The organism is Rothia sp. HMSC072B04 (assembly GCF_001813725.1).
GTDB lineage: Bacteria > Actinomycetota > Actinomycetes > Actinomycetales > Micrococcaceae > Rothia > Rothia mucilaginosa.
Window position 1 is genome coordinate 405,576 of sequence record NZ_KV813803.1, and the last position, 24,085, is coordinate 429,660.

A 24,085-nucleotide genomic window follows, 5' to 3' on the forward strand; every position below is an offset into this window, starting at 1 on the left:
TATGAGTCTAAGCTTGAACCTTTAGCAAAAAATCAGTGCCCTGAATCACAAACTCGTTTTGCGTTCACCCAAAAGACTATGTAGGGTATGGGGATTATCTGAGAGTTCCCTGAGAATTCCTGCCAGAAGATCAGAACCCGCCCGGGTACACCCTCGGATGCATATTTCACTCACGTCCGTGTTTGTTCATACAAACGCACTCACTCAAACAAGCCGACACGAACGGAAGAAAAACATGACCACAACTGCAACCAAAAACCCGGCACAGCGCCCGACAAACCGCCGCCGTGCCACCATCGCTGCCTCCGCAGCACTGGCAACCGTCATCACCGGCGCGAACCTCCCCGCGACCTTCGGTGCGACCGCTTCCACCCGTAACGTATCCGGTACCACCTGCGTCGACGCAGGCTACCGCACCGTGCCGACCCTCGCTAACATCACCAACGTCGCGCCCGGTCCGACCTGCTACTGGAACCCCGACCAGCAGGCACAGACCATCGACACTCTCGCACCCGTCAACTCCTCCCTCACCAAGGAGCAGCTGACCACCACCGAGAACACCTCGCCGCTGAGCGGCAAGCTCGCCAGCGACTCCTTCGCAGCCCAGAAGCTCACCGGCACCGAAGCCGTCGCGCCCAACAGCAGCGAAATTAGCCGCACCTTCCTCGAATACAGCGGCGATGCGGGCAACCACCCCGTCACCACCGCCATCAACGGCGGTACCCTCAAGAAGATTCGCACCCAGACCGTCGGCGGCCACGAGAATATCCCGACCCTCGCCGTGAACTCCGCGAACCCCCACCAGGAGTACGTCGAGGTCGTCTCCCGCGACCAGCGCGTCAACGCTAACGCGGAGAACAAGCGCATTCTCACCGGCGGCATCCCGATCCCGAACTGGCTCGCTGAGGACCACGGCCTCTCCGGCGACCAGTCCGTCGCCCTGTACGATGAGGCGACCGGCATCTGGCGCTCCTACTTCAAGTTCGTCAAGGATGCAGACGCACAGACCTACACCAGCACCGCCCGCGTGCAGGTTGGCGGCGGCAACGCCTCCACCCCCAAGAGCGCCAAGATTCAGTACGACAACGTTGGCCGCGGCAACGCAGGCCAGACCGTCACCATCAAGGCGCCCGTCAGCATCGATGCGAAGTCCGGCAACGCCCGCACCTCCTACCCGATTGCTCGCGGCGCGAAGTTCCGCCTGGCAAAGAACGTGCCCGGCGCGTCCATCAACGAGACCACCGGCGAGATTACCTACAAGATTCCCGCAGGCACCCGCGGCACCGTGGACATCCCCGTTGCGGTTGACTACCCGGCGACCTACCACGTGTCCTCCGGCGGTTACATGCTCGCTAAGCCGAACTTCGGCGGCGTGGGCGAAGACAACTACTGGCTGACCCTCAAGAACGGCACCTCCTCCGTGGTGGGCCTGGCAAATGAGCTCACCCAGATTGGTGTGGACGAGCTCAAGGCCGGCAAGATCAACCACATGGTGTCCATCACCGCGGCTGACTACGCTGCACTGGTCTCCTCCTTCCCCGCGAAGGGTACCGACGGCAAGATTGACGCGAGCAAGTACCCGAACGCACCCCGCGCAGGTCAGCGTGGCTTCCTGCCCGCAAGCTTTGATGTGGAAGAGCACCTGGCAAACACCGGCCACGCTGACGACCAGCTCACCCGCATGATCCTGACCGCAATGAAGGAATACGGCTTCATCCTCACGGACCACAACCTCTTCACCAACGCATTCAACCTGGAGGCGGCAAGCTCCTACGCGCCCTACGCCCGCCAGGGTAAGAACGTGTATAAGGAAGACCCGCAGCTGGCGGCAATGTTCGCGAACTTCGTGCCCAGCGGCTTCACCGGCAACCAGTTCCCCTGGCAGCAGGTGCAGTGGATGCCCGTGAACTACACCGAGTCCGCTGAGAACACTGCACGCCGCGAGGGCACCCAGGTTCTGCCGCAGAGCAACAACCAGGCTGCCGACTCGAACGCTGACGCGCACAAGATTGCACGCCCCGTGACCGTGCGCCGCTCCGCCGTGCGCACCCCCAAGGCCGTGCGCATCAGCGACGCCGAGACTCAGAACGCGGCAGTGAACCAGGCTTCGGACGCCGTGAAGTTCAAGTACCCCTCGGATTCCTACGGTAAGACCGGCACCGGCTCCGGCGTGTTCTACCAGCCCGCCGAGCACCACGCCACCGTCTACTCCGGCGAGACCGCAGTCGCGCAGAGTGTTCACCAGTCGCACAAGGTTTCCCCGAACTACCGTTACGCGCGCGACTACAACTTCCAGGAAATCCAGCAGACCCCGAACTTCCGCCCCAGCCGCTGGGTCAACAAGGAGAAGGTCAACACTGCTGGCGGCCAGTTCTCCAGCGCGGAGACCGGCATCCGCTTTGCCTCCAACGGCAAGACCGGCACCTACTCGATCGATTTGAACACTCACGAAGTCACCGGCACCACCTGGGATCTGCGCCGCGACAACGGTACGAACATCACCGTGAACCGCACCGGCAAGGCACCCGCACGCATGTCTGATGTGAAGGCGAAGAGGGGCTCCGCCGCGCAGCTGTACTCGATCCCGCTGAAGGTTCACGTGGTCGATAAGAACAGCCCCATCGCGCGTGAGGACTCCGTCTCCCTGTACTCGGGCACCACCCAGAACGTGGCAGTCCTGAACAACGACGAAGCATCCTTCGGCGCATACAGCCGCGGCGAAACCGTGAAGAAGCTCGAGCTGCTCAACCAGCGCGGCCAGGCCGTCAGCGCATACAGCGACGAATACGGCACCTACCGTGTGGTGACCCTGCCCGACGGCACCCAGGGCATCGCGGTATCCGCTAAGAATAAGCAGGGCTTCGCGCCGCTGGTCCGCTACCGCGCAGTGACCGACAAGGGCGTAAAGTCCGCTGAAGGTTACCTGCAGGTGGCAGTCGCTAACCGCTAAGGGCCCGCTAGGGTTGCAAGCCCGCGAGCTGATGCGCAGTTAGGGGAGAGGGGCACGTCAAGAAAGCACGCCGCGCAGGCGTAACTTCCTTGACGTGCCCCCTTTCCTGTACATAAGGTGAAAATACTATGACTCAGAGCCAGCACACAGACCAGACCGAAACTAACACCACCCACACTGACCATGCCCACGAGCATGCATCGGATCATACCCACGAGGTGCCCACCAACGCGCCCCTCCTCGAAGGCAGCGGCCCCAAAGACTGGGAGGAACAGTTTGGCCCGTCCGTGGCGATTTTCTCTGCGCTAGCGAACCCGCTACGCCTGGCGATTGCGCACCACCTGATGCACCGCCCGCACAGCGTGAGCGAACTGCACACCTGCCTGGGCATTTCGCAGCCGCTCGCTTCGCACCACCTGCGCATCCTGCGTGAGGCGCACGTGATTGACCGTGAGCAGCAGGGCCGCACCACCATTTACCGTCTGAAGGACGACCATATTAGCCACATTGTGGTTGACGTGTATGAGCATACGCGTGAGCATCATGCGGACTAGTTTGCCCTCAAGCTGAGCGTTGGCTGGGAGCCGTTGTAAGATGGTGTGTGTCCGTGCACCAGTACAGTGCGGAATAGTATGCGCACCGGCGGCGCCCCGAGTGGCACGCTTGCGCCTGAGTTAAGGAGACTTATGTCTGCCGCTGATTCTTCAGCAATTGTTATTAGCGTTTCTGGTGAGGAGCGCGAGGTCACCGCGAAGACTGCCGCTGAGCTGTTCGCTGACGACCCGAAGATCGTTGTGGCACGCGTGAACGGCGTGCTTGTTGATCTCTCCCACGAGCTGTCTGCTGGCGACTCCGTTGAGCCGGTTTTCATTCACGAACCGGACGGCCTGAACGTTCTGCGCCACTCCGCTGCGCACGTGATGGCGCAGGCGGTGCAGGAGTACCGCAAGGACGCCAAGCTGGGCATTGGCCCGTACATTACTGACGGCTTCTACTTTGACTTTGATGTGGCTGAGCCGTTCACCCCGGAAGATCTGAAGAAGATCGAAAAGTCGATGATTAAGATCATCAAGTCCGGCCAGCTGTTCCGCCGCCGTGTGGTCACCCACGACGAGGCTGTCGCCGAGATGGCGAACGAGCCGTACAAGCTGGAGCTGCTCTCCCTGACCCAGGGCCCCGGTTCTGGTGCGGATGCTGCCGAGGGCGCATCCGTGGAGGTCGGCGAGGGTGAAATCACCATTTACGACAACGTGCACCCGAAGACCGGCGAGACCGTCTGGAAGGACCTCTGCCGCGGCCCGCACCTGCCGAACACCAAGCTGATTGCTAACGGTTACGCCCTGATGCGTGCCGGTGGCGCGTACTGGCGCGGTTCTGAGAAGAACCCCATGCTGCAGCGTATTTACGGTACCGCATGGCCGAGCAAGGACGAGCTGGTCGCCTACAAGGAGCGCATCGCTGAGGCGGAGCGCCGTGACCACCGCCGTCTGGGCCGTGAGCTGGACCTGTTCTCTTTCCCGAAGAACATTGGCCCCGGCCTGCCGGTGATTCACCCTAAGGGTGGCGTGATTAAGCGCGAGATGGAAGACTACGTGCGTACCCGCCACATTCAGGAGGGTTTCCAGTACGTCAGCACCCCGCACATTTCGAAGGAAGACCTGTTCTACACTTCTGGTCACCTTCCGTACTACGCGGACGGCATGTTCCCGCCCATGGAGCTGGATAACGGTCATTACCGTCTGAAGGCTATGAACTGCCCGATGCACAACGAGATTTACCGTTCTCGTGGCCGTTCGTACCGTGAGCTGCCGCTGCGTTTCTTCGAGTTCGGCACCGTGTACCGTGACGAGAAGTCCGGCGTGCTGCAGGGCCTGACCCGCGTGCGCATGATCACCCAGGACGACTCGCACTCGTATGTGACGAAGGAGCAGGCACCGGACGAGGTGCGTCACCTGCTGAAGTTCATGCTGAGCCTGCTTGAGGACTTCGGCATGACTGACTTCTACCTTGAGCTGTCCACCCGCGACACTGAGGGTGATAAGAAGGATAAGTTCATCGGTACTGATGAGCAGTGGGAGGCGGCTACCGCGGTTCTGGAGCAGGTTGCGAAGGAGACCGGCCTGGAGCTCGTCCCGGATCCGGGTGGTGCTGCGTTCTACGGCCCGAAGATTTCGGTTCAGGCGAAGGACGCGATTGGCCGTACCTGGCAGATGTCGACCGTGCAGTACGACTTCAACCAGCCGAGCCGTTTCGGTCTGGAGTACCAGGCTGCTGACGGTACCGTGCAGGAACCGGTCATGATTCACTCGGCGAAGTTCGGCTCGATTGAGCGCTTCCTGGGTGTGCTGACTGAGCACTATGCGGGTGCGTTCCCGGCATGGCTGTCGCCGGTCCAGGTGATTGGTGTGCCGGTGGCTGAGGCGTTCAACGACTACATGACTGAGATCGCGGACAAGCTGCGTGCGCACGGCGTGCGTGTTGAGGTGGATTACGGTTCGGATCGCTTCACGAAGAAGATCCGTACTGCGTCTACTGAGAAGGTTCCGTTCATTCTGATTGCTGGCGGTGAGGATGCGGAGCACGGCGCTGTTTCGTTCCGTTTCCGCGGTAACAAGCAGGAGAACGGCGTGCCCGTGGACGAGGCTGTGGCACGTATTGTGGAGCATATCCGCAACCGCGTGAACGAAGACCCCAAGCCCAGCACGGAGGCTGCTGAGTAGTACTAGGCTTTCTGGTCTAACTCATATATAGAAACCACCCCCTTTGCGGCGACAAGCTGCGGAGGGGGTGGTTTCTTTGTGTGCTTTGGGGAGGCGCGGGTGGGGGAGGGATGGTTGGGTGGGGAAAGTTGTGTCGCGGGCTAGTTTTTAGCTCCAGAGTGCTAGCGTGGTAGTAAGGCGAACTTCCACAGCCATTCAGAAAATGGGTAGCTGGATGGTCCTGAAAATGATGTCCCAATGTTGATTATTGAGGGAGCACGAGCGTATGAAGTCGAATAAGTATATTCCTGTTGGGATGCTGTTCTTGATCCTGGCAATTATCTTGAACGTAGTGTCAAATGTCAGCGACCTAGTGATTGGAATTCTCTACGGCATCTCAATAGCGGTATTGATTATTGGACTATTTAATAATCGAAAATAAGTGCTGCAACTGACAAAAGGACCTGGCGGGCTATCCATCAGATAGCCCGCCGGGTCCCTCTTTATAGCATTGCTATGCCCTCAGCCCTTAGCGGGTGGTGCGCTCCAGCAGCTGCAGCACGTTCTGGTAGCTGTGGCCGGTGCGGGCTGACTGCAGTTGACCGTGGCCAGCTAAGCTAGCGAACTGGCACCGAGCCTATATATAGAAACCACCCCCTTTGCGGCGGAAGCTGCGGAGGGGGTGGTTTCTATGTGCTTTGAGGAGGTGCGGGTGGGGGAGTGTGGTTGGGTGCAGAAAGTTGTGTTGTGGGGAGTTTTTCCTAGTCCGGGCGGGTGTCTTCGTGCTAATGTGAATGATGGTACTTACGTTCGTTGCCGTTCGGAGGTTCCGGTAATTGTACGATTCGGATAAGGATGTCAGTGCGGCAAATGAGCACCGAATGCGTGTTATCTCTGCGGAATATGCTGGTCTACGGTTTCTAATATGGAGGTGATAAACAAGCTTACATAAGATGTTTTGCGCATAAATAATTCTTATTTTTCGCATTTGACCAAGAAATTTACAACTTTGGAGGCTCTTATGAAAATATATATGAAATCAAAGAGAATGATTGAATTTGGAAGAATTGTCAAAAGAATTGAATCTTCTAATGATTCTAACATTGAGATATCTATATCAAAAGGAGTTCCTGTATTTCAGGACAGGGCAACATGGCTGGCTGCGATTTGTGAATACTATAAAAATGAAGGAGACCGGAATGTTGTGTTAAGTAATCCGCAGTCAATAAAGATGGGGTCCTCAATTAATAGCCCTGTAGTAGTTAATGACATATCTATAAAAATGCATAGTTCATTGTATACAGTATTTAAATATTCGGAGGAAAATATTAGCCTCATTGTTGATAAATATAAAAAGTGGATAATGTCCAATATTGTTCTGGAAGAGGGGTTGCTGCAGACATTTGCGTGGAGTCTGTATGAGGTAATGGACAACGTTTTCCAGCACAGTGGGGCGGACTATGGGTATGTTTCTATGCAGTATCATGTTAGTTCAAAGAGATTGAATATAGCGGTTACGGATATTGGAAAAGGAATTATTAGGAGTATGAGTGAGGGGGTTGGGGTAGCTGATTCCAAGGTTGATTCCGATATTTTTATGGATTACTTTAGCAATAGTAAGTATGGGGAAATCATTAAATATGCAGTGAATAAGGGTGTCACTTCTAAAGGTAACAGAAATAAAGGCATGGGTCTTTATGGTCTCACTGAATCTGTCATGCAAAATGGTGGTACGTTCATGATTGATTCCGGTAAAGGCGCCTATGAGTGTAATATGGCAAAAGATAATCCCATTGAGACTCGTAATTTTGGAAATTCACCGATTGAATTTAAGAATAAGGATAGCAGTGATGTTAAGTATTTAACATGTGTCAATTGGAGCCTGGATGTCTCTAATCCCGTGCATATGAGCAGCATTTTAAATGTTGACTATATCTCGGATGAGACAGATGAATATTATGATGAAGACCTTCAGGGGCATGTTATTCATATGCGTCAATATGCGGCTAATGTGGCAACCAGAAACGGTGGAATTAAAATATCTAATATTATTGGAAATTTAGTAAATGATGGTGCAGAATATATCGTTTTAGATTTTGAGTCAATTGATGTCATATCATCAAGTTTTGCTGACGAGATAATTAAAGCTGAAATATTGTATCATCGTAAAATATTTTTCATAAATCAAAATGATGATATTGATCTTGTGCTTAAGTATGCGCGTAATGACCGTAAGAAAATTTAGCTAGATATGTCTTGGCTATGAATTTTCTTTATGGATAAAACCGGAAAAGTATTATCCCCGTCCTTGATGATAAGCATGATAATTTATTAATTTATAGGAGGGGTCGGCATGCTATCCAACTGGATAGCATGCCGACCCCTCCTTTATGTATCTTGGGGAACAGGTTGGCCCCTGAGAGTCCCAAGGTTCTGTAAGAGCGCATCTGGTGAATAGCCTGACCAACAGTTGCAAGCTATGAACTTTATTGACATTAAGGCCGCTGACACTATTTTCCACAAGTCGTCTTTTTCTCGATTTCGGGGCTAGTTTTCCACAGATTGCCGAACGAACGCCCAAGCTCCTCAAAATCACGGTAGGGTTCATATACCCACGTGAAGGAGTGAAAACCATGGCAAAAAAGAAACGCCTCATATCCGGCGAGAAATTCTACTGTCGGTGCCCCAGCTGCAGCGAAACCTGGGATTACCCTCCCGTTATCTCATACCTCGACGATGAGAACACCCTCCGCATCACAGACCGCCACACAACCTGTACCGCTACCGACCCGGCTCGAGACATGGCGTACAACTTCAGCATTGCCCTATCTTGCCGCAACGAAGAGGCAAAGGAGCAGTACTGGCAGGTGATTCGTGGCTGTTCCTCCCACCGGAACTTCCACTACCACCGCTACAAATACCGCAGTGACCGCTCCGTAGTCGAAGAGAACCGACCCCTGAATAGTATTATGGAAAGCAACGCCGCTTACGAAGAAGCAACAGCCTTTATCGTAGAAGGCGCATTTGAAAGGATTGAAGAATGGCAAGCATTGAAGTGATGAAAGAACGAGCTCGCATCGCGGGACGCTTCAACCTGTCTGCCCGCCGCAATCCAGAACACCGCGCACTCGTAGCCCTAGCGGCTCAACGCGCCGGGGGAGAATGCCACGTCATCCCCGCAGCACCCGGCGAGAAAGTCGCTGACGTCTTCCGCCGCTCCCGTAACGTCGCTGGAGAATCAGCCGTCATCATCGTCACCGAAATCAACGGAACGCTCTACGCCCAAATCATCCAAGCCGAACGCGTCCGAAACCTTGGACAAGACTCACGAGGCGTAACAACCGTTGCCAGCGCATCCGGTGTCACTCAGCCGGAGACCGCACACGAAGACCTGACAATCGGCACCTTCTTGCAGTACGCACAGATGATCCCGAACGGCTCAGTTGTTCTAGAAGGCGACCTGAGCCCGGTGCAGGCAGTTGCACAGAACGCGCTAGGAACCCACCTGGTCACTGCCTAAAGAAAAGCCTAGAAGCACTGAAACAGATAGAAAGGACCCGGCGGACTATCACATCAGATAGCCCGCCGGGTCCCTTCTTTATGCCGCTATGTGCTCAGCCCGTTAGCGGGTGGTGCGTTCCAGCAGCTGCAGCACGTTCTGGTAGCTGTGGCCGGTCGCCTCCGTCATGCCCTGCTCACAGGTACGGTTAGCCGAAATGTATGCGGCAAACTGCTTCTGCTCGCTCAGCTCCGCAGCCTCCGCCTCCGTAGCGCTCGCAGTCAGCTCCGGGTGCAGCATACCGCGGTCACCCGCATAACCACAGCAACCCCAGTGCTTCGGCACGTACACGTCGTCACTCATCGCGTTCGCAATCTTCTCAAACGCAGGCTGAGTACCCAGGTGAGTCATGGAGCAGGTCGGGTGCAGAGCAATCGACGGCAGGGGAGCAGACACGCTCAGCTTATCCAGCATGTTGTCCGCGGCGAACTGAACCGCATCGTACATGCGCAGACGCGAGTAGTCCGGCTCACCCGGCTTCAGGCCGTTCACGATCTTGTGCTCAAGCGCCTTAATAACCTTCTCGCGCATCACCTCAAGGCCCTCAGTACAGGACGAAGCGTCACACACGACCGGCAGGCGGCCACCGTCAGTAGCCTCCCACAGGGACTTCAGCACACGGTCACTCATAATCGAGTAGCCGTCGGTGAAGCCCTTCGACTTCCACGGGGTGGAGCAGCACATCTCACCAATATTGTCGGGGATGCGGTACTTCACGCCCGCACGCTCGCACAGGCGGATGAACGCCTGGGTTGCGTTGACCGGGTCGTGCTTGCCGTCGCCATCCACACCGCCGAACATGGAGTTCACGCAGGCGGGGAAGAACACAATCTCAGCGGTTGCGTCCTTGTGCGGCTTACGTGCCGGGCCACCGACCGGCAGGTCCTTCTTGTAGGAAGGCACCATGTCATCACCCATGACCTTGCGGGCAATGTTGGTGGTGCCGTGAACCACGGGGAACGGCAGCTTCTTAGCCACAGTCAGGGCCTTACCTGCGACCTTGTCCATGATGCCCCACTGCTGCGCGGCAACCTTCCAGCCGGTAGCAGCCAGCTTGTCCTGGTTCTCGGAACGCAGGCGGCGAATCAGGTCACCAGTGTTAATGTTCACGGGGCAACGGGTCTGGCACATGCCGTCCACGGCGCAGGTGTCGATGCCGTTGTACTCGTACTCCTTGCGCAGACGCTCGGCGAGCTCGTGGTCGCCGTTCGCCTCAGCGGCAGCAATCTCACGGCGCATCACGATGCGCTGGCGCGGGGTCAGGGTCAGGTTGCGGGAGGGGCAGACCGGCTCGCAGTAGCCGCACTCCACGCAGCGGTCGACTTCTTCCTCAACGGTCTCAGCGACCTTCAGGTCGGTCACGTAGTCGGTGTCCGGCTCGGCAAGCAGAACGCCCGGGTTCATGAAGCCCTTCGGGTCAATGAGGCGCTTAATCTGGCGCATCACGTCGAAGAGTTCCTCACCGAACTGGCGGCTCACGAACGGCGCCATGATACGGCCGGTACCGTGCTCAGCCTTCAGCGAGCCGTCAGCGGAAAGGATCAGCTGAACCATTTCTTCGGTGAAGTCGCGGTAGCGGTCCAGCTGCTTCGGGTCGCGGAACTGCTCGTTCAGCATGAAGTGGATGTTACCGTCCTTCGCGTGACCGAAGATCACGGAGTCCTGGTAGCCGTGTGCGTCGAACAGCTTGGTCAGGTCGCTACAGGTGTTACCCAGAACCTCAACAGGAACAACCACGTCTTCAAGCAGTGCGTTGGTGCCGGAGCGGCGGTTACCCGCAACGGTGGTGTACAGGCCGCGGCGTGCCGCCCACAGTGCGTTACGCTCAGACAGCTTGCTGGTCATCGACACCGGCGAAGCCACCGGCAGGCTCTTAAACATGGGTGCCGCTGCGGCGGCAAGGTCGCTCAGCTCCTGCTCGGAGTTGCCCTGGAACTCAACCAGCAGGGCGGCGTGGTCCTTCACGTCGATGGCGGCGAGCGCCTCCGCAGCCTGGCCGGTACGCTGAGCCACACGAATACTGGTGGCGTCCATCAGCTCGACGGTTGCCAGCTTGTTAGCAACCAGTTCGGGCACGGAGCGTGCAGCATCAATCAGGTTGTCGAACACGAGCAGGCCGGTGGAAATGTTCTTCAGAATCGGCAGGGTGCGGTAGGTTGCCGAAGCAACAAAACCGAGGGTGCCTTCCGAACCAATCAGCAGGTGCTGCAGAATGTCCACGGGGGTTTCAAAGTCGACCAGGGAGTTCAGGCCGTAACCCATGGTGTTCTTCATGGAGTACTGCTGGCGGATCTTCGCCATGGATTCGGGGTTCTCGGTGACGCGCTTGCGCAGGCGCAGCAGGCCCTCGTGAAGTTCAGGTTCGAGGGAGCGCAGCTTCTGGTCAGCGTCCGGCTCAGCGGTGTCGATGATAGTGCCGCTGGGGAGCACGAACACCATGGAGTCGAGGGTGTTGTACGTGTTGTACTTGGTGCCCGACGACATACCGGAGGAGTTGTTCGCAACCACACCACCGATGGTGCATGCGGACCAGGATGCCGGGTCGGGGCCGAGCTTGTAGCCGTAGGGTGCCAGGTAGTTGTTGACCATCATGATGGTCGCGCCGGGCTGCACGCGCACCTTCTTGCCGTCTTCAAGGACCTCAATTTTCTTGAAGTGGCGGCGGGTGTCAATCATGAGGCCGTCGCCGCTGGACTGGCCGGAGAGGGAGGTGCCGCCGGAGCGGAAGGTCAGCGGCAGGCCGAGGTCGCCGGCTGCGCGGAAGATGTTGGCGACGTCTTCGGCGGAGTCGGGGCGGATCAGGCCGGCGGGCACGAGCAGGTAGTGGGATGCGTCGTGGGAGATTGCCAGGCGCTCGAGTTCGGAGACGCTGGATTCGACGGCTTCTGCGCGCGCATCGGAGAGTAGGCGCTTGAGGGTGTCCTCGTAGGGGGACTTGAGTGCTTCGGACGTGTTTGACACGACGGTGGTCATGATCTTGCTTCCTTACTGGTGACAGGTGTGTGAATGCTGTCCTTATTCCAGTATCTTCCTTTGAACGCCGTCTTTTCCGGTTAGCTATGGCTAAGCTTGGCGACTACTTGTCACCATAAAGGGGGTGGGATATACACCGTGCCGATGCGCGTTTTTGCCGCCTATTTGCTGGTTTTCCGGGGAAATACGCCCGGGCCTGCGGAGGCGCACCCACCACACGCTGAACGCCGCGGCTACTGTTAGGCGCAGCCGCCGAGGGTCGTAACATTCCAGCGGCTCACCAAAAAGGCGGCTAGCCCAAAAGAAAGTGTGGGGCAGAAAGCTACATGCTTTCCACCCCACGCTTGTGTAACGTTTAGGCTTCGTCGAAGAAGTCCTCATCAAGCTTCATGATGGTGTACGTACGTGCCACCTGTACACCAACACCGTACTTAATCATGAGGCGCGCCAGGTGCCCGCCATCAATAAGGACTAGGGAAACTCCGCTACCAAGATTCTCCGCATAGGTGCGTGCACCAGATGTAAAGGAACTCGACGTGATAAACACGCCCTGAGTCGCCTTGCCGTGCATCGCACCCACAAAGTTCTGAAGGTCGGGGCGACCCACCACATTGTCCTTGGCGTAACGCTTAGCCTGGACATAAATCTTCGAAAGACCCAAAGCGTCCTGGTCAATAATTCCGTCAACACCGCCGTCATTGGAAGCCGGAGTAACGGTGCCGCGTCCTGCCGGGCCGCCGTAGCCCATCGCCAACAGAACATCCACCACCAGATGCTCAAAAGCAGTCGGAGACATTGCGCGGACGCGTTCCAAAATATCGTGCGTCAGCGCGGACTCAATCTGAGTGATGCTTTCATCAATGAGTTCCTGCGGGGTGCTATCAGACACCTCAGAGGGTGCAGTCGTGACGGCAACAGTCTTGGTAGCGGTCTTCGGGGTTTCCTGCGGGTCCTGCTCGGAACTATCAGACTGGGAACGCTCACGCGTGCTGCGGGCGGAACGAACGATATGCGCGACGACATCATCGGGGATGCCCCCAGGATGAGCCTCAATCAGCTTCAAGCCTTCGTCAGAAATAACCTGCTGACCGCGGCGAGGGGAATCAACCGCACCGAACATCTTGAGATAGGTCAAGCCCCAACTAATGCGGTCCACATAGACGGGACGCTTGCCGTTCGGCAGGTAGGGTAGTAGCTGCTCGTCAGAAAGCGGGTAGCGCTCTGCTACAGCGCTATAAATCTCTTTATTGGTGCGGGAGTTGCCGTCAGATAGGTAAGCAAGAATGCTGGGAATGAATTCGTAGAACTTGGGAAGTTCAACCTCAGTGGTATCAGGCGACTGAGCGGTCATCGGTGTATCTCCATTGATTGATAACGGCTGGTTAATAACGGCGGGTAGTCCGTTCTTAATATACCTCTAATACAAAAGATAATCGTTACCAGAGGTGCCTGTTTTCCCTTGTGCAGGCTTTATTAGCGCCGCAGCTGCTCTTAGGCACGCCCGCCGAGGGCCGTAACATTCCAGCTAGCAGTACTATCAGAAGTCACCACACCACAAAATAGGGGAGAACCCGCCGAAGCACGCACCCCCAAATCCTCCACAAACACGCGGCCACCCGCAGGCACACTACGCTCCTTACGATCCACACCCGCACAATACACCGTCATCTTCGCACCCGAACGGTTCTCCACCGCAACCGAACCGCCGCCCGATTTCGACACAGTATCGTGCACAAAACCGCGGTGTAAAGACCGCCGCCCAAAGGTCACAGCACAAGGTCACAGTGCAACGAAATAGAAACGCAAACGCAACGGCGTGGAGTATCATTCACACTATGGATAAGGCAGAACAGAACCAGACAGACAACACGGTAAAGAACGGCACAGCACCCAATACCTCGGGGAATACCTCGGGCAATATTCCGGGGAACAGCCCGGTGGGTGCGTCTGCGCGCCCTGAAACTGTTGCATCTGAAACTACCGCATCTGAAGCCGCCGCTGAGAATACCACGAAGGCTGGTTATACCCAGTCGGCACCGGCAGAATCCAGTGCCGCCAAAACTAGTGCTGCAGCAAGTAGCCCCGCAGAGGCTACCGCCCCCGGCATGGAGGCAGTACAGGTTGATGCCGTGCAGATTGATAGCGCCCGCCTGGACAGCACCCACTCCGTCTACTCCACCGACCTGGACCCCGACGACTACGAAGAGGTCGTCGAAGAATACGCCACCACCGACGCGCCGGACGGTACGCACCGCGAGGAGCGTCGCATCACCCGCACCACGCATCACCCGCACGGCAAGGGCGACCAGAAAGCGGGCACCCAGGGTAACCCCGATGGTGACGCCGAGATTATTGATGTAGACGAACCTGAAACGCACACCACGACCATCCGCACGGTCACCCGCACCGTCACGGACCCGCCGCGTCGCACTCCGCGAACCCGCCTCTTCCGCACGCTCAGCAAGTACCGCGGCGAGAAGAACCTGGCCGCGTGGGAAGACCGCTCCTCCACGCCCATGTTCGTGGCGTCCGTGCTGTACCTGCTCGCGTTCGCCGCGCCCATCATGAGCACACGCATTCAGGAGCCGTACGACGGGTACCTCAACATCATTCAGATGATTCTGTGGGGCCTCTTCGCCGCCGACTACTGCGTGCGCCTGTACCTGGCGCCGCGGCGACTCTACTTCATCACGCACAACCTGATGAACCTGGCCATCGTGCTGCTGCCCCCGTGGCGTATTGTCAGCTTCCTCGCCATGATGCACCTGACCACCAACCGCCAATATAAGAGGCTCTCCGAACTGGGGATGAAGCTCTTCGGCTACACCGCGATCTTCATCATCATGTTTGCCCTGTCGATCTATTCGGTGGAGTCCTCCGAGCCGGGCGCGATGATTCGTGACCTGCCCACCGCCTACTGGTGGATGTTCACGACCCTCGCCACGGTCGGCTACGGAGACGTTTACCCGGTCACCGGTATCGGCAGGGTCATCGCCGTGATCGTCATGCTGTACGGCGGGGGCTTGGTCGCGGTTGCTACCGGTGCGCTCGCGAGCTGGATTATCGAAAAGTTTGGTGGCAGGGAGGAGCAGGAGTACCCCGCAACCAAGGCTGACGTGGACGATCTTCGCCAGGAGATTTCTGAGTTGCGTGCCCTGCTGGCTCGTGAGTATGCGCGCCGTGAAGCCCGCGACTACACGTTGCGTGAGGTCGTGGATGAAGACGGTGTGCACCCGGTTCCTTCGGATGCGGAGGCGGCACGCCGCGCCGGTTTCAGCGCCGCCGCGGGCTTTACTGCCCCTGGTACTCCTGGCGCTCCGGGTGCTGCTGCGGCAGCTTCTGCGGAGGCTACCCCGAACACCGCGCCCGGCGCCGCGCGGGCTGGTGAACCCGCCGATTCCTCGGTATCTCATGAGGTCGCTGTGCGTGAGCAGGAGCCGGTCGCCCTGCTGGAGGAGACTCGCCAGACGTTCACGATTATTCGTGAGAAGTTCTCGTTGCGTTCCCGTAAGCAGTAGCCCGCTCGCAAATACCCGCGGACAGTAACCGGGCTGTAGCGGCTCGGTTGCGGTAGCGCAGATATGACAGTTTGGTTGAGGCTCGGCACTCAAACCCACACCGCATACTTATTGAAGCGGTGGGTTTGGGTGCCGAGCCCACGCGAAGGCAAGAAAATCACCGCCCACGCCACCGTGCGGGATATTTTGCCTTGTCGAGGCAAAATTAGCCCGCGGAGTGCAAATCGGGGCTCGTGTGCGTGAAAAACCCCTCAACTTAAGATCTAATGTGACCAAACTATCTTTTAAAAATGGCCGCCACTGGTGAAACTCCTAGCCAGAGCCTATAAACTATCTACCGTGCCGGTTATCGAACGCCCTGTAGCCTCAATGCGCTACGGGGTGTCGTCGTATCCCCACCTCACTCACGGGGAGGCACCACTCAACTCACAAACTCACTCAAACACATACTCTGTTAGGACACGTTCGTGGTACCTAAGTCCACTCTGGGCGCGCTCGCTCTACTCGGCGCGCTCTCCCTCACCGCGTGCGCACCCGCACCGAATAACGCCTCCGCAAGTGCGGTTGTTGACCCCGCAGCTTTTGAAACCGTCGAGCCTAGTGCCGTTCCCGCCCCCGGCGACGACAGCACCGGAATTAAGGCGGCGGTTAATGTCTCGCATGACCCGTCGATTCACCCGACTGCGACCCAGCCTACTGAGACCCCCGCGCCGGACAACACGAGTAACCAGGAGCCTGCCGCATACACCGCGGCGCCCATGCCTTCCTCGGCAGCCGTTGCGCGCTCGCAGAAAATCATGGACGGCACCTGGGTTCAGCAGGACTCTACCAACCTTGAGAACTACATGGACGCCGTCATTCACGACGGCATTATCGAGGTCACCTACCACCTGAACCACGAAGAGCTGGCAACCCCCTTCTGGGCTGGCACTTTCGAGGCGAAGACCGGCAACTTCAGCTACATTTCGCACGTGGACCATGCGAAGCTGAGCCACGCGCCGTACGCCTCCGATAAGGAAACTAAGGAATTCGTCATGGAGGACGGCGTGCTGAGCTTCCCCATGACCTTTGAGGGTGCCACCCGCATCATTCACCTGGAAAAGCAGCACAGCTAAGCGCGCTGCCGGGGGAGTTATCTCATATCTGGCACGCATGACGGACGGGGCGTTCCCGTTGCCGCGTGCGGGCTATAGAATGGGACTATGAGCGAGAACACGACCCCCGAGCATGGCACCGCAGCCTCGGTGCAGGATTCCTTCGAGCTGCCCAGCGCACCGGATCAGTTCCAGCGCCTGTGGACCCCTCACCGCACCGCCTACGTGAGCGGTGGCCAGAAGGACTATACCGAGAAGACCTGCCCCTTCTGCACTGCGCCCAACCGCAGTGACGAAGAGTCGCTGATTGTGCACCGCGGCGAGCACGCCTTCGTGATTCTCAACCTCTACCCGTACAACCCCGGGCACCTGCTGGTCTGCCCGTACCGCCATATCCCGTTCTATGATGATGCGACCGAGGCAGAAACCATGGAGATTGCGCAGCTGACCCAGCTCGCCATGAAGGTTCTGCGCGAGGTGTCGCATAATGACGGCTTCAATATCGGTATTAACCAGGGCAAGGTTGGCGGCGCGGGCATTGCTGATCACCTGCATCAGCACATTCTGCCGCGCTGGAGTGGGGATACGAATTTCCTGCCGATTATCGCTCACACCAAGACCATGTCTCGCACGCTGGATGATATGCGTTCTGCGATTGCGGAGGGGTTTGCCCGCCTCAGCTAGATGGCGTGGTTCATCCGTCAGATAGTCTGGGTGGCTTGGTGATTTTGAAATTTTGCACTAATTGCTTCAATTTGCCAGCTAGTGCATAGAAATTCTGCGTCATAAATGCGCAGATTGGGCAGTCGATGCGTATTTGAATGATGTTATGTCCATTGGATATGGCAAAGTTTTAAATGCAGCGACGCTGCGGGGAAGCTTCCGGCTTCCAGAAACACCGCATAGCTCACCGAAAAATAGCGGTCACCGATCGCTTTCGGACTTGGCAGGGTAAGCGCCCTGCCTCAACCACAGAGGTCAGCGCCTCAGCTGAGAACCCACCCCGTCGTGCGTGAACGCACGGCAACACTGCGGGGGTGCGGATCAGCGTGAAGGACGCTGGCCTCTTTTTGCATTTCGAGGGCGCTGCTTTTGCCCCTCGGGGATGTTGCGCCAGGATGCGCCGCCGAAGACGTGATACCCGGATGCACCGCGCCCCGCGAGAAAGAACTCGCCAGACCCGCTAGAGTGGAATGCTATGGACTACCCCAACCTGCTTGAGACTGCTTTCGACGAGATGCCTGCCGCGCCCACTGTAGCTACTGTGCCCGCCGCCGGTAATGGTGCCGCTGGTGATTCTGCAGGCGCGCCGCAGCTACTTATCTGGAGGCAGATCCGCTGGTCCAACCGCCGCCCGCTCATTGAGGTGGAACCGGTCGTGCCCGGCGGGGTCCCTGAAGGAGTTCATAACCGGGCATCTCAAGCGGAGGGAGAGAGCACCCCTAACCAGGAAAGAAGCCCCGCGCAGCGTGGCGTTCCGAGCGGGGTTCGCATCCAGATTTCGTTGACTCCCGGCGCCTATCTGGGGTTGCGTATTCCGCGCGATAGCGAGGGGGAACTCTACCGTTACTGCGCCGGCTACACCACCGGCACGAGCAATGACGCCGCCCCCGAATCCGCGGGAATCCGCCGCGTACCCTGCCCCGAGGGCACCCGCATCCGGCGTGGCCAGCAGTGCCCACGCTGCACCGCCCGCGACGAATTCACCGCCCTGCACAGCGCGCACCTGTACCCCGGAACGCTCACCGAATCCATGCGCGCCTACGCCATGCTGGAGCATCGCCTCTACATCGCGACGTTCCCCGACGGTACGCACAAGGTTGGCACGAGCTCCCTGCATTCGACCCCGCGCCGCCTGGATGAGCAGGCGGTCGCCACCGCCACCTACATTGCGCTCGCACCCGATGGGCTTGCCATTCGCCGCGCCGAAGACGCCGTGACCGCCCTCACGAAGATTCCGCAGGTCAAGCAGGTGGCGAGCAAGTACCGCGCCTGGACGAACCCGCTGCCCGGCGCGCAGCTTCGTGTTGCCCATCAGGAGGCGGTCGCCCGCGCCCGCGAAGCGCTCGCCGAACTGGCGCGCACCGACTCGGAGGTGCCGCTCACCGCCCTGGATGAGCCGTGGATTCCGTCGCTCGCCATGAACCGCCCGTACGCGGCTCTGCGCGCGCAATCGCCCGAACCGCTGGCGCCCTGTGATCCTGGTCTGGAGAGCGGGGCAACTGGCTTCTTCTGTACGGGTGCGGCGGGTCAGTTTTTGAGCGCCCACACCGGCGATGCTGACGCGGCGTTCCTGGTGAATACTGCCGCGTGGCGGAATGTGCTGGTGGAGCCTGCGCAGGAGTTCACGCGGGTGAGGGTGCAGGGTTCTCTGTTCTAGATGGGTTCACTGTACTAGGCGGGCTCGCTGTTCTAATACCCCCGGCGCTCCGCTCTAGCCGGAGCCCCACACCAAACCCCCTGAACCAAAACCCCCGCACCCCCTGCGCCAAAACCCCAGTAACCCCGCCCCGTCCGGCATGAGCGAACGAGCCGGGCGAACCATTCAGCCGCTGGCGTGCGTGTACTAAAATGGTAAGCATGTCCAAACCCCTCATTCGTCTTCTCGGCCAGGGCGTACGCGCCGCGACTAAGCTTCGCGGCGGCGGCTCCGCCTTCCCCGGCCTTGTCATGGAAAAATTGCACCCCGACTTCGTTGCTGAAGAGCTCGCGAAGCTGCCCTACGGCGTGGTTGTTGTCTCCGGCACGAACGGTAAGACCACCACCACGAAGATGGCTGTGCAGCTGCTTGAAGCTCAGGGTCTGAAGGTTTTCACTAACCGCACCGGCTCGAACTTTGTGCGCGGTGTTGCCGCGGCACTGCTGGGCGAGATGACCCTCGGCGGCAAGCTTGACGCTGATATCGCTGTGCTTGAGCTGGACGAGGCGCACGCCGTGCACTTCGTCAAGGCCGTCAAGCCCGATTACGCTCTGCTGCTGAATGTTCTGCGTGACCAGCTGGACCGCTTCGGTGAGATTGACACGACCCGCCGCATGCTGGCGACTGTCGCCTCCGCAACGACCGGCACCGTGGTGCTCAACCGTGAGGATCCGCGCATCCGCTCCCTCGCTGAGAACGTGCAGCCGGGCGTGACCGTCAAGTACTACGGTCTGGATGAGTCCTTGCGCTCGTACTTCCCCTCGGACGATGAGATGCGCGGCGGCACCGTCGCGAAGGCAACCCTGCCCGATGCCGACGTCACCCTGACCGCGTTCTCCGGCACCTCCGCAACCTTCGACCTGGCGGGTGTGGAGCGAGTCGGCGAGATTAACCTCTACGGCATTTACAACATCTTCAACGCGGCTGGCGCTATGGCGCTGACCCGCGCCGTCATGGGCGAGAAGCTCGATGAAGATAAGCTCATCGCGGAGCTGGCGAAGATTACCCCCGCCTTCGGTCGCGGTGAGACCCTGAACGTGAACGGCCGCCCGCTGCAGCTGCTGCTGGTGAAGAACCCGAGCGGTTTCCGCCTGTCCCTGGCGAGCGCGAACGCTGACGACTACGCCACCATGATTACGATTAACGACCAGTACGCTGACGGCCGTGACGTGTCCTGGCTGTGGGATGTTGACTTCGACAGCTTGAAGAAGACCGGCGTGCAGATGGTTTCGGGTGTGCGCGCCTGGGATATGGCGCTGCGCCTGGAGCATGACGGCGTGAAGGTTGACGAGGTCAACGAGAACCTCGCCGATGCGCTCAAGGGCTTCATTGCCTCCAGCGGTAACGCGCCCATGCGTATTTTCTGCACCTACACCGCAATGCTGGCTCTGCGTGAAGAGCTCGCAAAGATCACTGACGTTGAGAGGGTTTCCTAATGACGGCAACTCACACTTTTGAGGGCACCCCCGCCTCCGGCCCCAATAACGGTAAGACTCTGCGTATTCTGCAGCTGTACCCGCTCGACATGAACATTTACGGCGACTGGGGTAACACTCTGGCGTTGGCTCGTCGCGCGCAGGCGCACGGCTTTGACGTGCAGATTCTGGACCACAACCCCGGTCAGCCTTTCCCGGAAGATGTTGACATTATTCTGGGCGGTGGCGGTCAGGACTCCGGTCAGTCCGTGATTCAGGATGACCTGCACGCGAACGGTGATACGCTGCGCTCGCTGGCTGAGGCTGGCGTGCCGATGCTCGTCATTTGTGGCCTGTACCAGCTGTTCGGCAAGGAATTCCGCACCCGTGAGGGTGAGGTGCTGAAGGGTATCGGCATTTTTGATGCGCACACGGTCGGCGGCGATGACCGCCTGATCGGCAATATTGTTGCGGAGTCTGAGGAGTTCGGCACCGTGATTGGTTTTGAGAACCACTCGGGCCTGACTTACCTGGGTTCCGGCTGCACCCCGCTGGCTACCGTCACCAAGGGTGAGGGCAACAACGTGACCGATGCGTATGAGGGTGCGCGCGTGCACAACGTGATTGGCACTTACCTGCACGGTTCGCTGCTGCCGAAGAACCCGAAGATTTCGGACTACCTGATTAAGCAGGCGGCTCAGCGTAAGTTTGGCGAGTTCACGCCGAACACGATTGACGACTCGCTGGTGGAGAAGGCGCGCGCTTCGGCTGCGTCCCGCCCCCGCTAGCCTATTCCTGGCGGTGGCGTGCACTTTCTGAGGTGGTGTGCGCCTCCGCTACGGTATAGTTGATTGAGTTATAGTACAGTGCGCGGGGCGTTTCGCCGTGTCCGTGCAGAGGTTTTGACTAAGGGAGATACGAATGTCCGGTCACTCTAAATGGGCGACTACTAAGCACAAGAAGGCTGCTATCGACGCTAAGCGCGCGAAGGCTTTCGCGAAGTTCATTAAGGCAATTGAAGTTGCGGCACGTATGGGTGGCGCTGATATTGCTGGTAACCCCGCTCTTGACCTGGCTGTGTCGAAGGCGAAGAAGAACTCCGTTCCTAACGACAACATTGACCGCGCAATCAAGCGTGGCGCTGGCCTGACCGGTGAGACCATTGACTACACCGAAATCATGTACGAAGCACGCGGCCCGCAGGGTACCGCTCTGTACATTGAGTGTCTGACCGATAACCGTAACCGTGCAGCGTCTGAGGTTCGCCTGGCTGTGACCCGTAACGGCGGCACCATGGCTGACCAGGGTTCGGTTGCGTTCCTGTTCGAGCGTAAGGGCGTTGCTGAGGTCACCAAGACTGACGGTCTGACCGAGGACGACGTTCTGATGGCTGTTCTGGATGCAGGTGCCGAAGAGGTTCTGGACGAGGGCGACGTGTTCACCGTTGTTTCCGCACCGACCGACCTGCCCGAGATCCGTAAGGCACTGGACGAGGCTGGCCTGGAGTACAACAACGACGACCCGGTCTTCCGTCCGACCATGCAGGTTGATCTGGACGCTGAGGGTGCTAAGAAGTTCATGAAGCTGGCAGACGCTATTGAAGAGCTCGACGACGTTCAGAACGTCTACTCGAACGCTAACGTTTCTGCTGAGGTCATGGCAGAGCTGGAAGCTGAGTAATCACAGCTGAGTAATCACTCAGGTTCTGATATCTGATGCTTGAAGAAGCCGCTCCTTTAACCGAGCCGCCGCGCGGTGGCTGGTTGGGGGAGTGGCTTCTTAGCGTCTGGGGATGTTGCGTTTGAGGGCGCGTGCGGTGACCGTTCCCGTGGCGTGCCCCGGTGCCGGGTGCTAGGATTCTGAAGGGCTAGAATCTAGAGATTCTAGAGGGAGTTTGTCGAAAGGGGAGATGATGGCCGCTGCTCAACCTGCCGCACGCGATAGCATGCGTGAGAACCGTACTGCCGCCGCTGTGGAGCGTGTGCCGGGTGCAACCCGCATCATGGGTGTTGACCCGGGTCTGACCCGCTGCGGCTTCTCCATGCTCGATATGACCGCCGACCGTAAGGCGCACTTCGTGAACGTGGGTGTTGCCGGCACAATCCCGGCGGAGTCCCTGGACCAGCGTATTCTCTGGATTTTCAACGCCGCCTCCCACTGGCTCGACACCTACAAGCCGGATGCCCTGGCGATTGAGCGTATCTTCGCTCAGGAGCAGGTGAACACGGTGATTGGTACGGCGCACGCTTCGGGCGCGGTGATTTCTGCTGCGGCGATGCGCGGCGTGCCGGTGTTCTTCCATACCCCCTCGGAGGTGAAGGCGGCGGTGACCGGTAGCGGCCGCGCGGACAAGGCGTCGGTGGGCCGCATGGTGACCCGCATTTTGGGGCTGGAATCCATGCCGAAGCCCGCCGATGCTGCCGATGCCCTGGCGATTGCGATCTGTCACGGCTGGCGTGGCGGCGGTATCGGTTCGGGCATTAATATGTCCGCTCAGACGCAGACTCACCAGGGTTCACGCCCGGCAAAGGCTCGCCGTGGTGGGTCGTTGACTCCGGCGCAGCGTGCCTGGATGGAGGCGGAGGCGCGCGCTCGTCGCTAGAGATGCCGCCGCTAGAGGTGCCTTCGTGGGCTTTTTCGTACCTCTTGCTGGCTCGCATGTATTCGCTAAGAAGTTCGAATATATGCTTGATTCCAGAAGAAATATTCTAATATACTTGTAATGTCTCCCCGTTGAATTGGGGGAGTGCGTTCTGTGGGTGCCGGAGTGCCCGGTGCCCTCACACTGCCGCGAGCCTCAATCTGTGGGCGCGGTGTTGAAAGGTGGAGAGAAATGATTGCATCCCTGACCGGTCGTGTGGCTCAGGTGGGCCTTGATCATGCGGTGATTAACGTGAACGGTTTCGGCATGCTTGTGTACGCTACCGCGCGTACTCTCTCCAAGTTGCGCACCGGTGAGGAAGCTACCGTGCTGACCACCATGATTGTGCGTGAAGAGTCGATGACTCTGTACGGTTTTTCGGAGCCTGCCGAGCGTGAAGTGTTCGATATGATGCTTTCGGTTTCCGGTATTGGTCCGCGTATTGCTCTGGCGGTGTTGAGTGTTCACACTGCCGCTGAGGTGGAGCGCGCCGTGGCGACCGGTGACGATAAGGCGTTCACGAAGGTTCCCGGTATTGGTCCGAAGGGTGCCCGCCGTATTGTGCTGGAGCTTGCCGGCAAGCTGATTCTCAGCGATGGCCAGACCGATGAGTTGCCGCTGAGCCAGGGCATTGTCTGGAAGCCGCAGGTGCTTGACGCTCTCACCTCTCTGGGCTGGAGCGAGAAGGACGCTTCCGCCGCTATTGACGCTTACGTGCAGCACAACCCTGCCGCAGAGACTGAGCCGGTGGGTGTGGCTCTGCGTGGTGTGCTCGCATCCTTGGGTACTCAGAACACGGTGGGCCGCCACTAAGCGG

Annotated in this window: 18 protein-coding genes; 15 read left to right on the forward strand and 3 right to left on the reverse strand. The window is 58.5% G+C overall.

Annotated elements, in window-relative coordinates; translation table 11 throughout:
* Positions 1-235 precede the first annotated feature (235 nt).
* The 6 genes from HMPREF2928_RS05995 to HMPREF2928_RS09270 all read left to right on the forward strand — a co-directional run bounded on the left by HMPREF2928_RS05995 (position 236) and on the right by HMPREF2928_RS09270 (position 9,169).
* The gene (locus HMPREF2928_RS05995; RefSeq protein WP_070687693.1) at positions 236-2,950 is read left to right on the forward strand and encodes a Rib/alpha-like domain-containing protein; all 2,715 of its coding nucleotides are present in this window, start codon (positions 236-238) and stop codon (positions 2,948-2,950) included.
* Positions 2,951-3,078: 128 nt separating this feature from the next.
* Positions 3,079-3,504: an ArsR/SmtB family transcription factor gene (locus tag HMPREF2928_RS06000; RefSeq protein WP_005508792.1), complete on the forward strand. Its 426-nt coding sequence runs from the start codon at positions 3,079-3,081 to the stop codon at positions 3,502-3,504.
* 132 nt (positions 3,505-3,636) lie between these two features.
* A complete protein-coding gene (gene thrS, locus HMPREF2928_RS06005; RefSeq protein WP_070687695.1) occupies positions 3,637-5,670 on the forward strand; it encodes a threonine--tRNA ligase in 2,034 nt (677 codons plus the stop codon).
* 1,027 nt (positions 5,671-6,697) lie between these two features.
* On the forward strand, positions 6,698-7,894 hold the full coding sequence (locus tag HMPREF2928_RS06010; RefSeq protein WP_168165533.1) for an STAS-like domain-containing protein: 1,197 nt from the start codon (positions 6,698-6,700) through the stop codon (positions 7,892-7,894).
* 388 nt (positions 7,895-8,282) lie between these two features.
* The gene (locus HMPREF2928_RS06015) at positions 8,283-8,708 is read left to right on the forward strand and encodes a hypothetical protein (protein ID WP_070687699.1); all 426 of its coding nucleotides are present in this window, start codon (positions 8,283-8,285) and stop codon (positions 8,706-8,708) included.
* Positions 8,690-9,169, forward strand: coding sequence for a hypothetical protein (locus HMPREF2928_RS09270; protein ID WP_246823573.1), 480 nt, complete (start codon positions 8,690-8,692; stop codon positions 9,167-9,169). The genes HMPREF2928_RS06015 and HMPREF2928_RS09270 overlap by 19 nt, the downstream gene beginning before the upstream one ends.
* A 102-nt stretch (positions 9,170-9,271) precedes the next feature.
* Here HMPREF2928_RS09270 and HMPREF2928_RS06025 read toward each other — a convergent pair whose 3' ends face one another.
* The 3 genes from HMPREF2928_RS06025 to HMPREF2928_RS09090 form a co-directional block, all read right to left on the reverse strand.
* On the reverse strand, positions 9,272-12,181 hold the full coding sequence (locus tag HMPREF2928_RS06025; RefSeq protein WP_070687700.1) for an FAD-binding and (Fe-S)-binding domain-containing protein: 2,910 nt from the start codon (positions 12,179-12,181) through the stop codon (positions 9,272-9,274).
* A 355-nt stretch (positions 12,182-12,536) separates the two neighbouring features.
* Positions 12,537-13,532, reverse strand: a complete 996-nt coding sequence (locus HMPREF2928_RS06030) for a restriction endonuclease (RefSeq protein ID WP_070687704.1) — start codon at positions 13,530-13,532, stop codon at positions 12,537-12,539.
* 140 nt (positions 13,533-13,672) lie between these two features.
* The gene (locus HMPREF2928_RS09090) at positions 13,673-13,903 is read right to left on the reverse strand and encodes a hypothetical protein (RefSeq protein WP_141744435.1); all 231 of its coding nucleotides are present in this window, start codon (positions 13,901-13,903) and stop codon (positions 13,673-13,675) included.
* Positions 13,904-14,016: 113 nt separating this feature from the next.
* On the opposite strand from HMPREF2928_RS09090, the gene HMPREF2928_RS06035 reads away from it, so the two are divergent.
* The 9 genes from HMPREF2928_RS06035 to ruvA all read left to right on the forward strand — a co-directional run bounded on the left by HMPREF2928_RS06035 (position 14,017) and on the right by ruvA (position 24,081).
* Entirely contained in the window at positions 14,017-15,699 is a 1,683-nt protein-coding gene (locus tag HMPREF2928_RS06035; RefSeq protein WP_070687706.1) for a potassium channel family protein, read from the forward strand.
* Positions 15,700-16,166: 467 nt separating this feature from the next.
* Positions 16,167-16,814 (forward strand): hypothetical protein, encoded by a 648-nt coding sequence (locus HMPREF2928_RS06040; RefSeq protein ID WP_070687707.1) that lies wholly within the window; start codon positions 16,167-16,169, stop codon positions 16,812-16,814.
* A gap of 87 nt (positions 16,815-16,901) precedes the next feature.
* The gene (locus HMPREF2928_RS06045) at positions 16,902-17,477 is read left to right on the forward strand and encodes an HIT family protein (RefSeq protein ID WP_070687709.1); all 576 of its coding nucleotides are present in this window, start codon (positions 16,902-16,904) and stop codon (positions 17,475-17,477) included.
* Positions 17,478-17,991: 514 nt separating this feature from the next.
* Positions 17,992-19,173: a hypothetical protein gene (locus HMPREF2928_RS06050; protein ID WP_070687711.1), complete on the forward strand. Its 1,182-nt coding sequence runs from the start codon at positions 17,992-17,994 to the stop codon at positions 19,171-19,173.
* A 191-nt stretch (positions 19,174-19,364) separates the two neighbouring features.
* On the forward strand, positions 19,365-20,648 hold the full coding sequence (locus HMPREF2928_RS06055) for a Mur ligase family protein (RefSeq protein ID WP_049342027.1): 1,284 nt from the start codon (positions 19,365-19,367) through the stop codon (positions 20,646-20,648).
* Positions 20,648-21,415 (forward strand): type 1 glutamine amidotransferase, encoded by a 768-nt coding sequence (locus HMPREF2928_RS06060; RefSeq protein WP_070687713.1) that lies wholly within the window; start codon positions 20,648-20,650, stop codon positions 21,413-21,415. Before HMPREF2928_RS06055 ends, HMPREF2928_RS06060 begins: the two co-directional genes overlap by 1 nt.
* Before the next feature lie 133 nt (positions 21,416-21,548).
* Positions 21,549-22,307, forward strand: a complete 759-nt coding sequence (locus tag HMPREF2928_RS06065) for a YebC/PmpR family DNA-binding transcriptional regulator (RefSeq protein WP_005508777.1) — start codon at positions 21,549-21,551, stop codon at positions 22,305-22,307.
* A 265-nt stretch (positions 22,308-22,572) separates the two neighbouring features.
* A complete protein-coding gene (gene ruvC / locus HMPREF2928_RS06070; RefSeq protein ID WP_070687860.1) occupies positions 22,573-23,229 on the forward strand; it encodes a crossover junction endodeoxyribonuclease RuvC in 657 nt (218 codons plus the stop codon).
* Between the two features lie 231 nt (positions 23,230-23,460).
* Positions 23,461-24,081 (forward strand): Holliday junction branch migration protein RuvA, encoded by a 621-nt coding sequence (gene ruvA / locus HMPREF2928_RS06075; RefSeq protein WP_005505871.1) that lies wholly within the window; start codon positions 23,461-23,463, stop codon positions 24,079-24,081.
* The last annotated feature ends 4 nt before the right edge of the window (positions 24,082-24,085 follow it).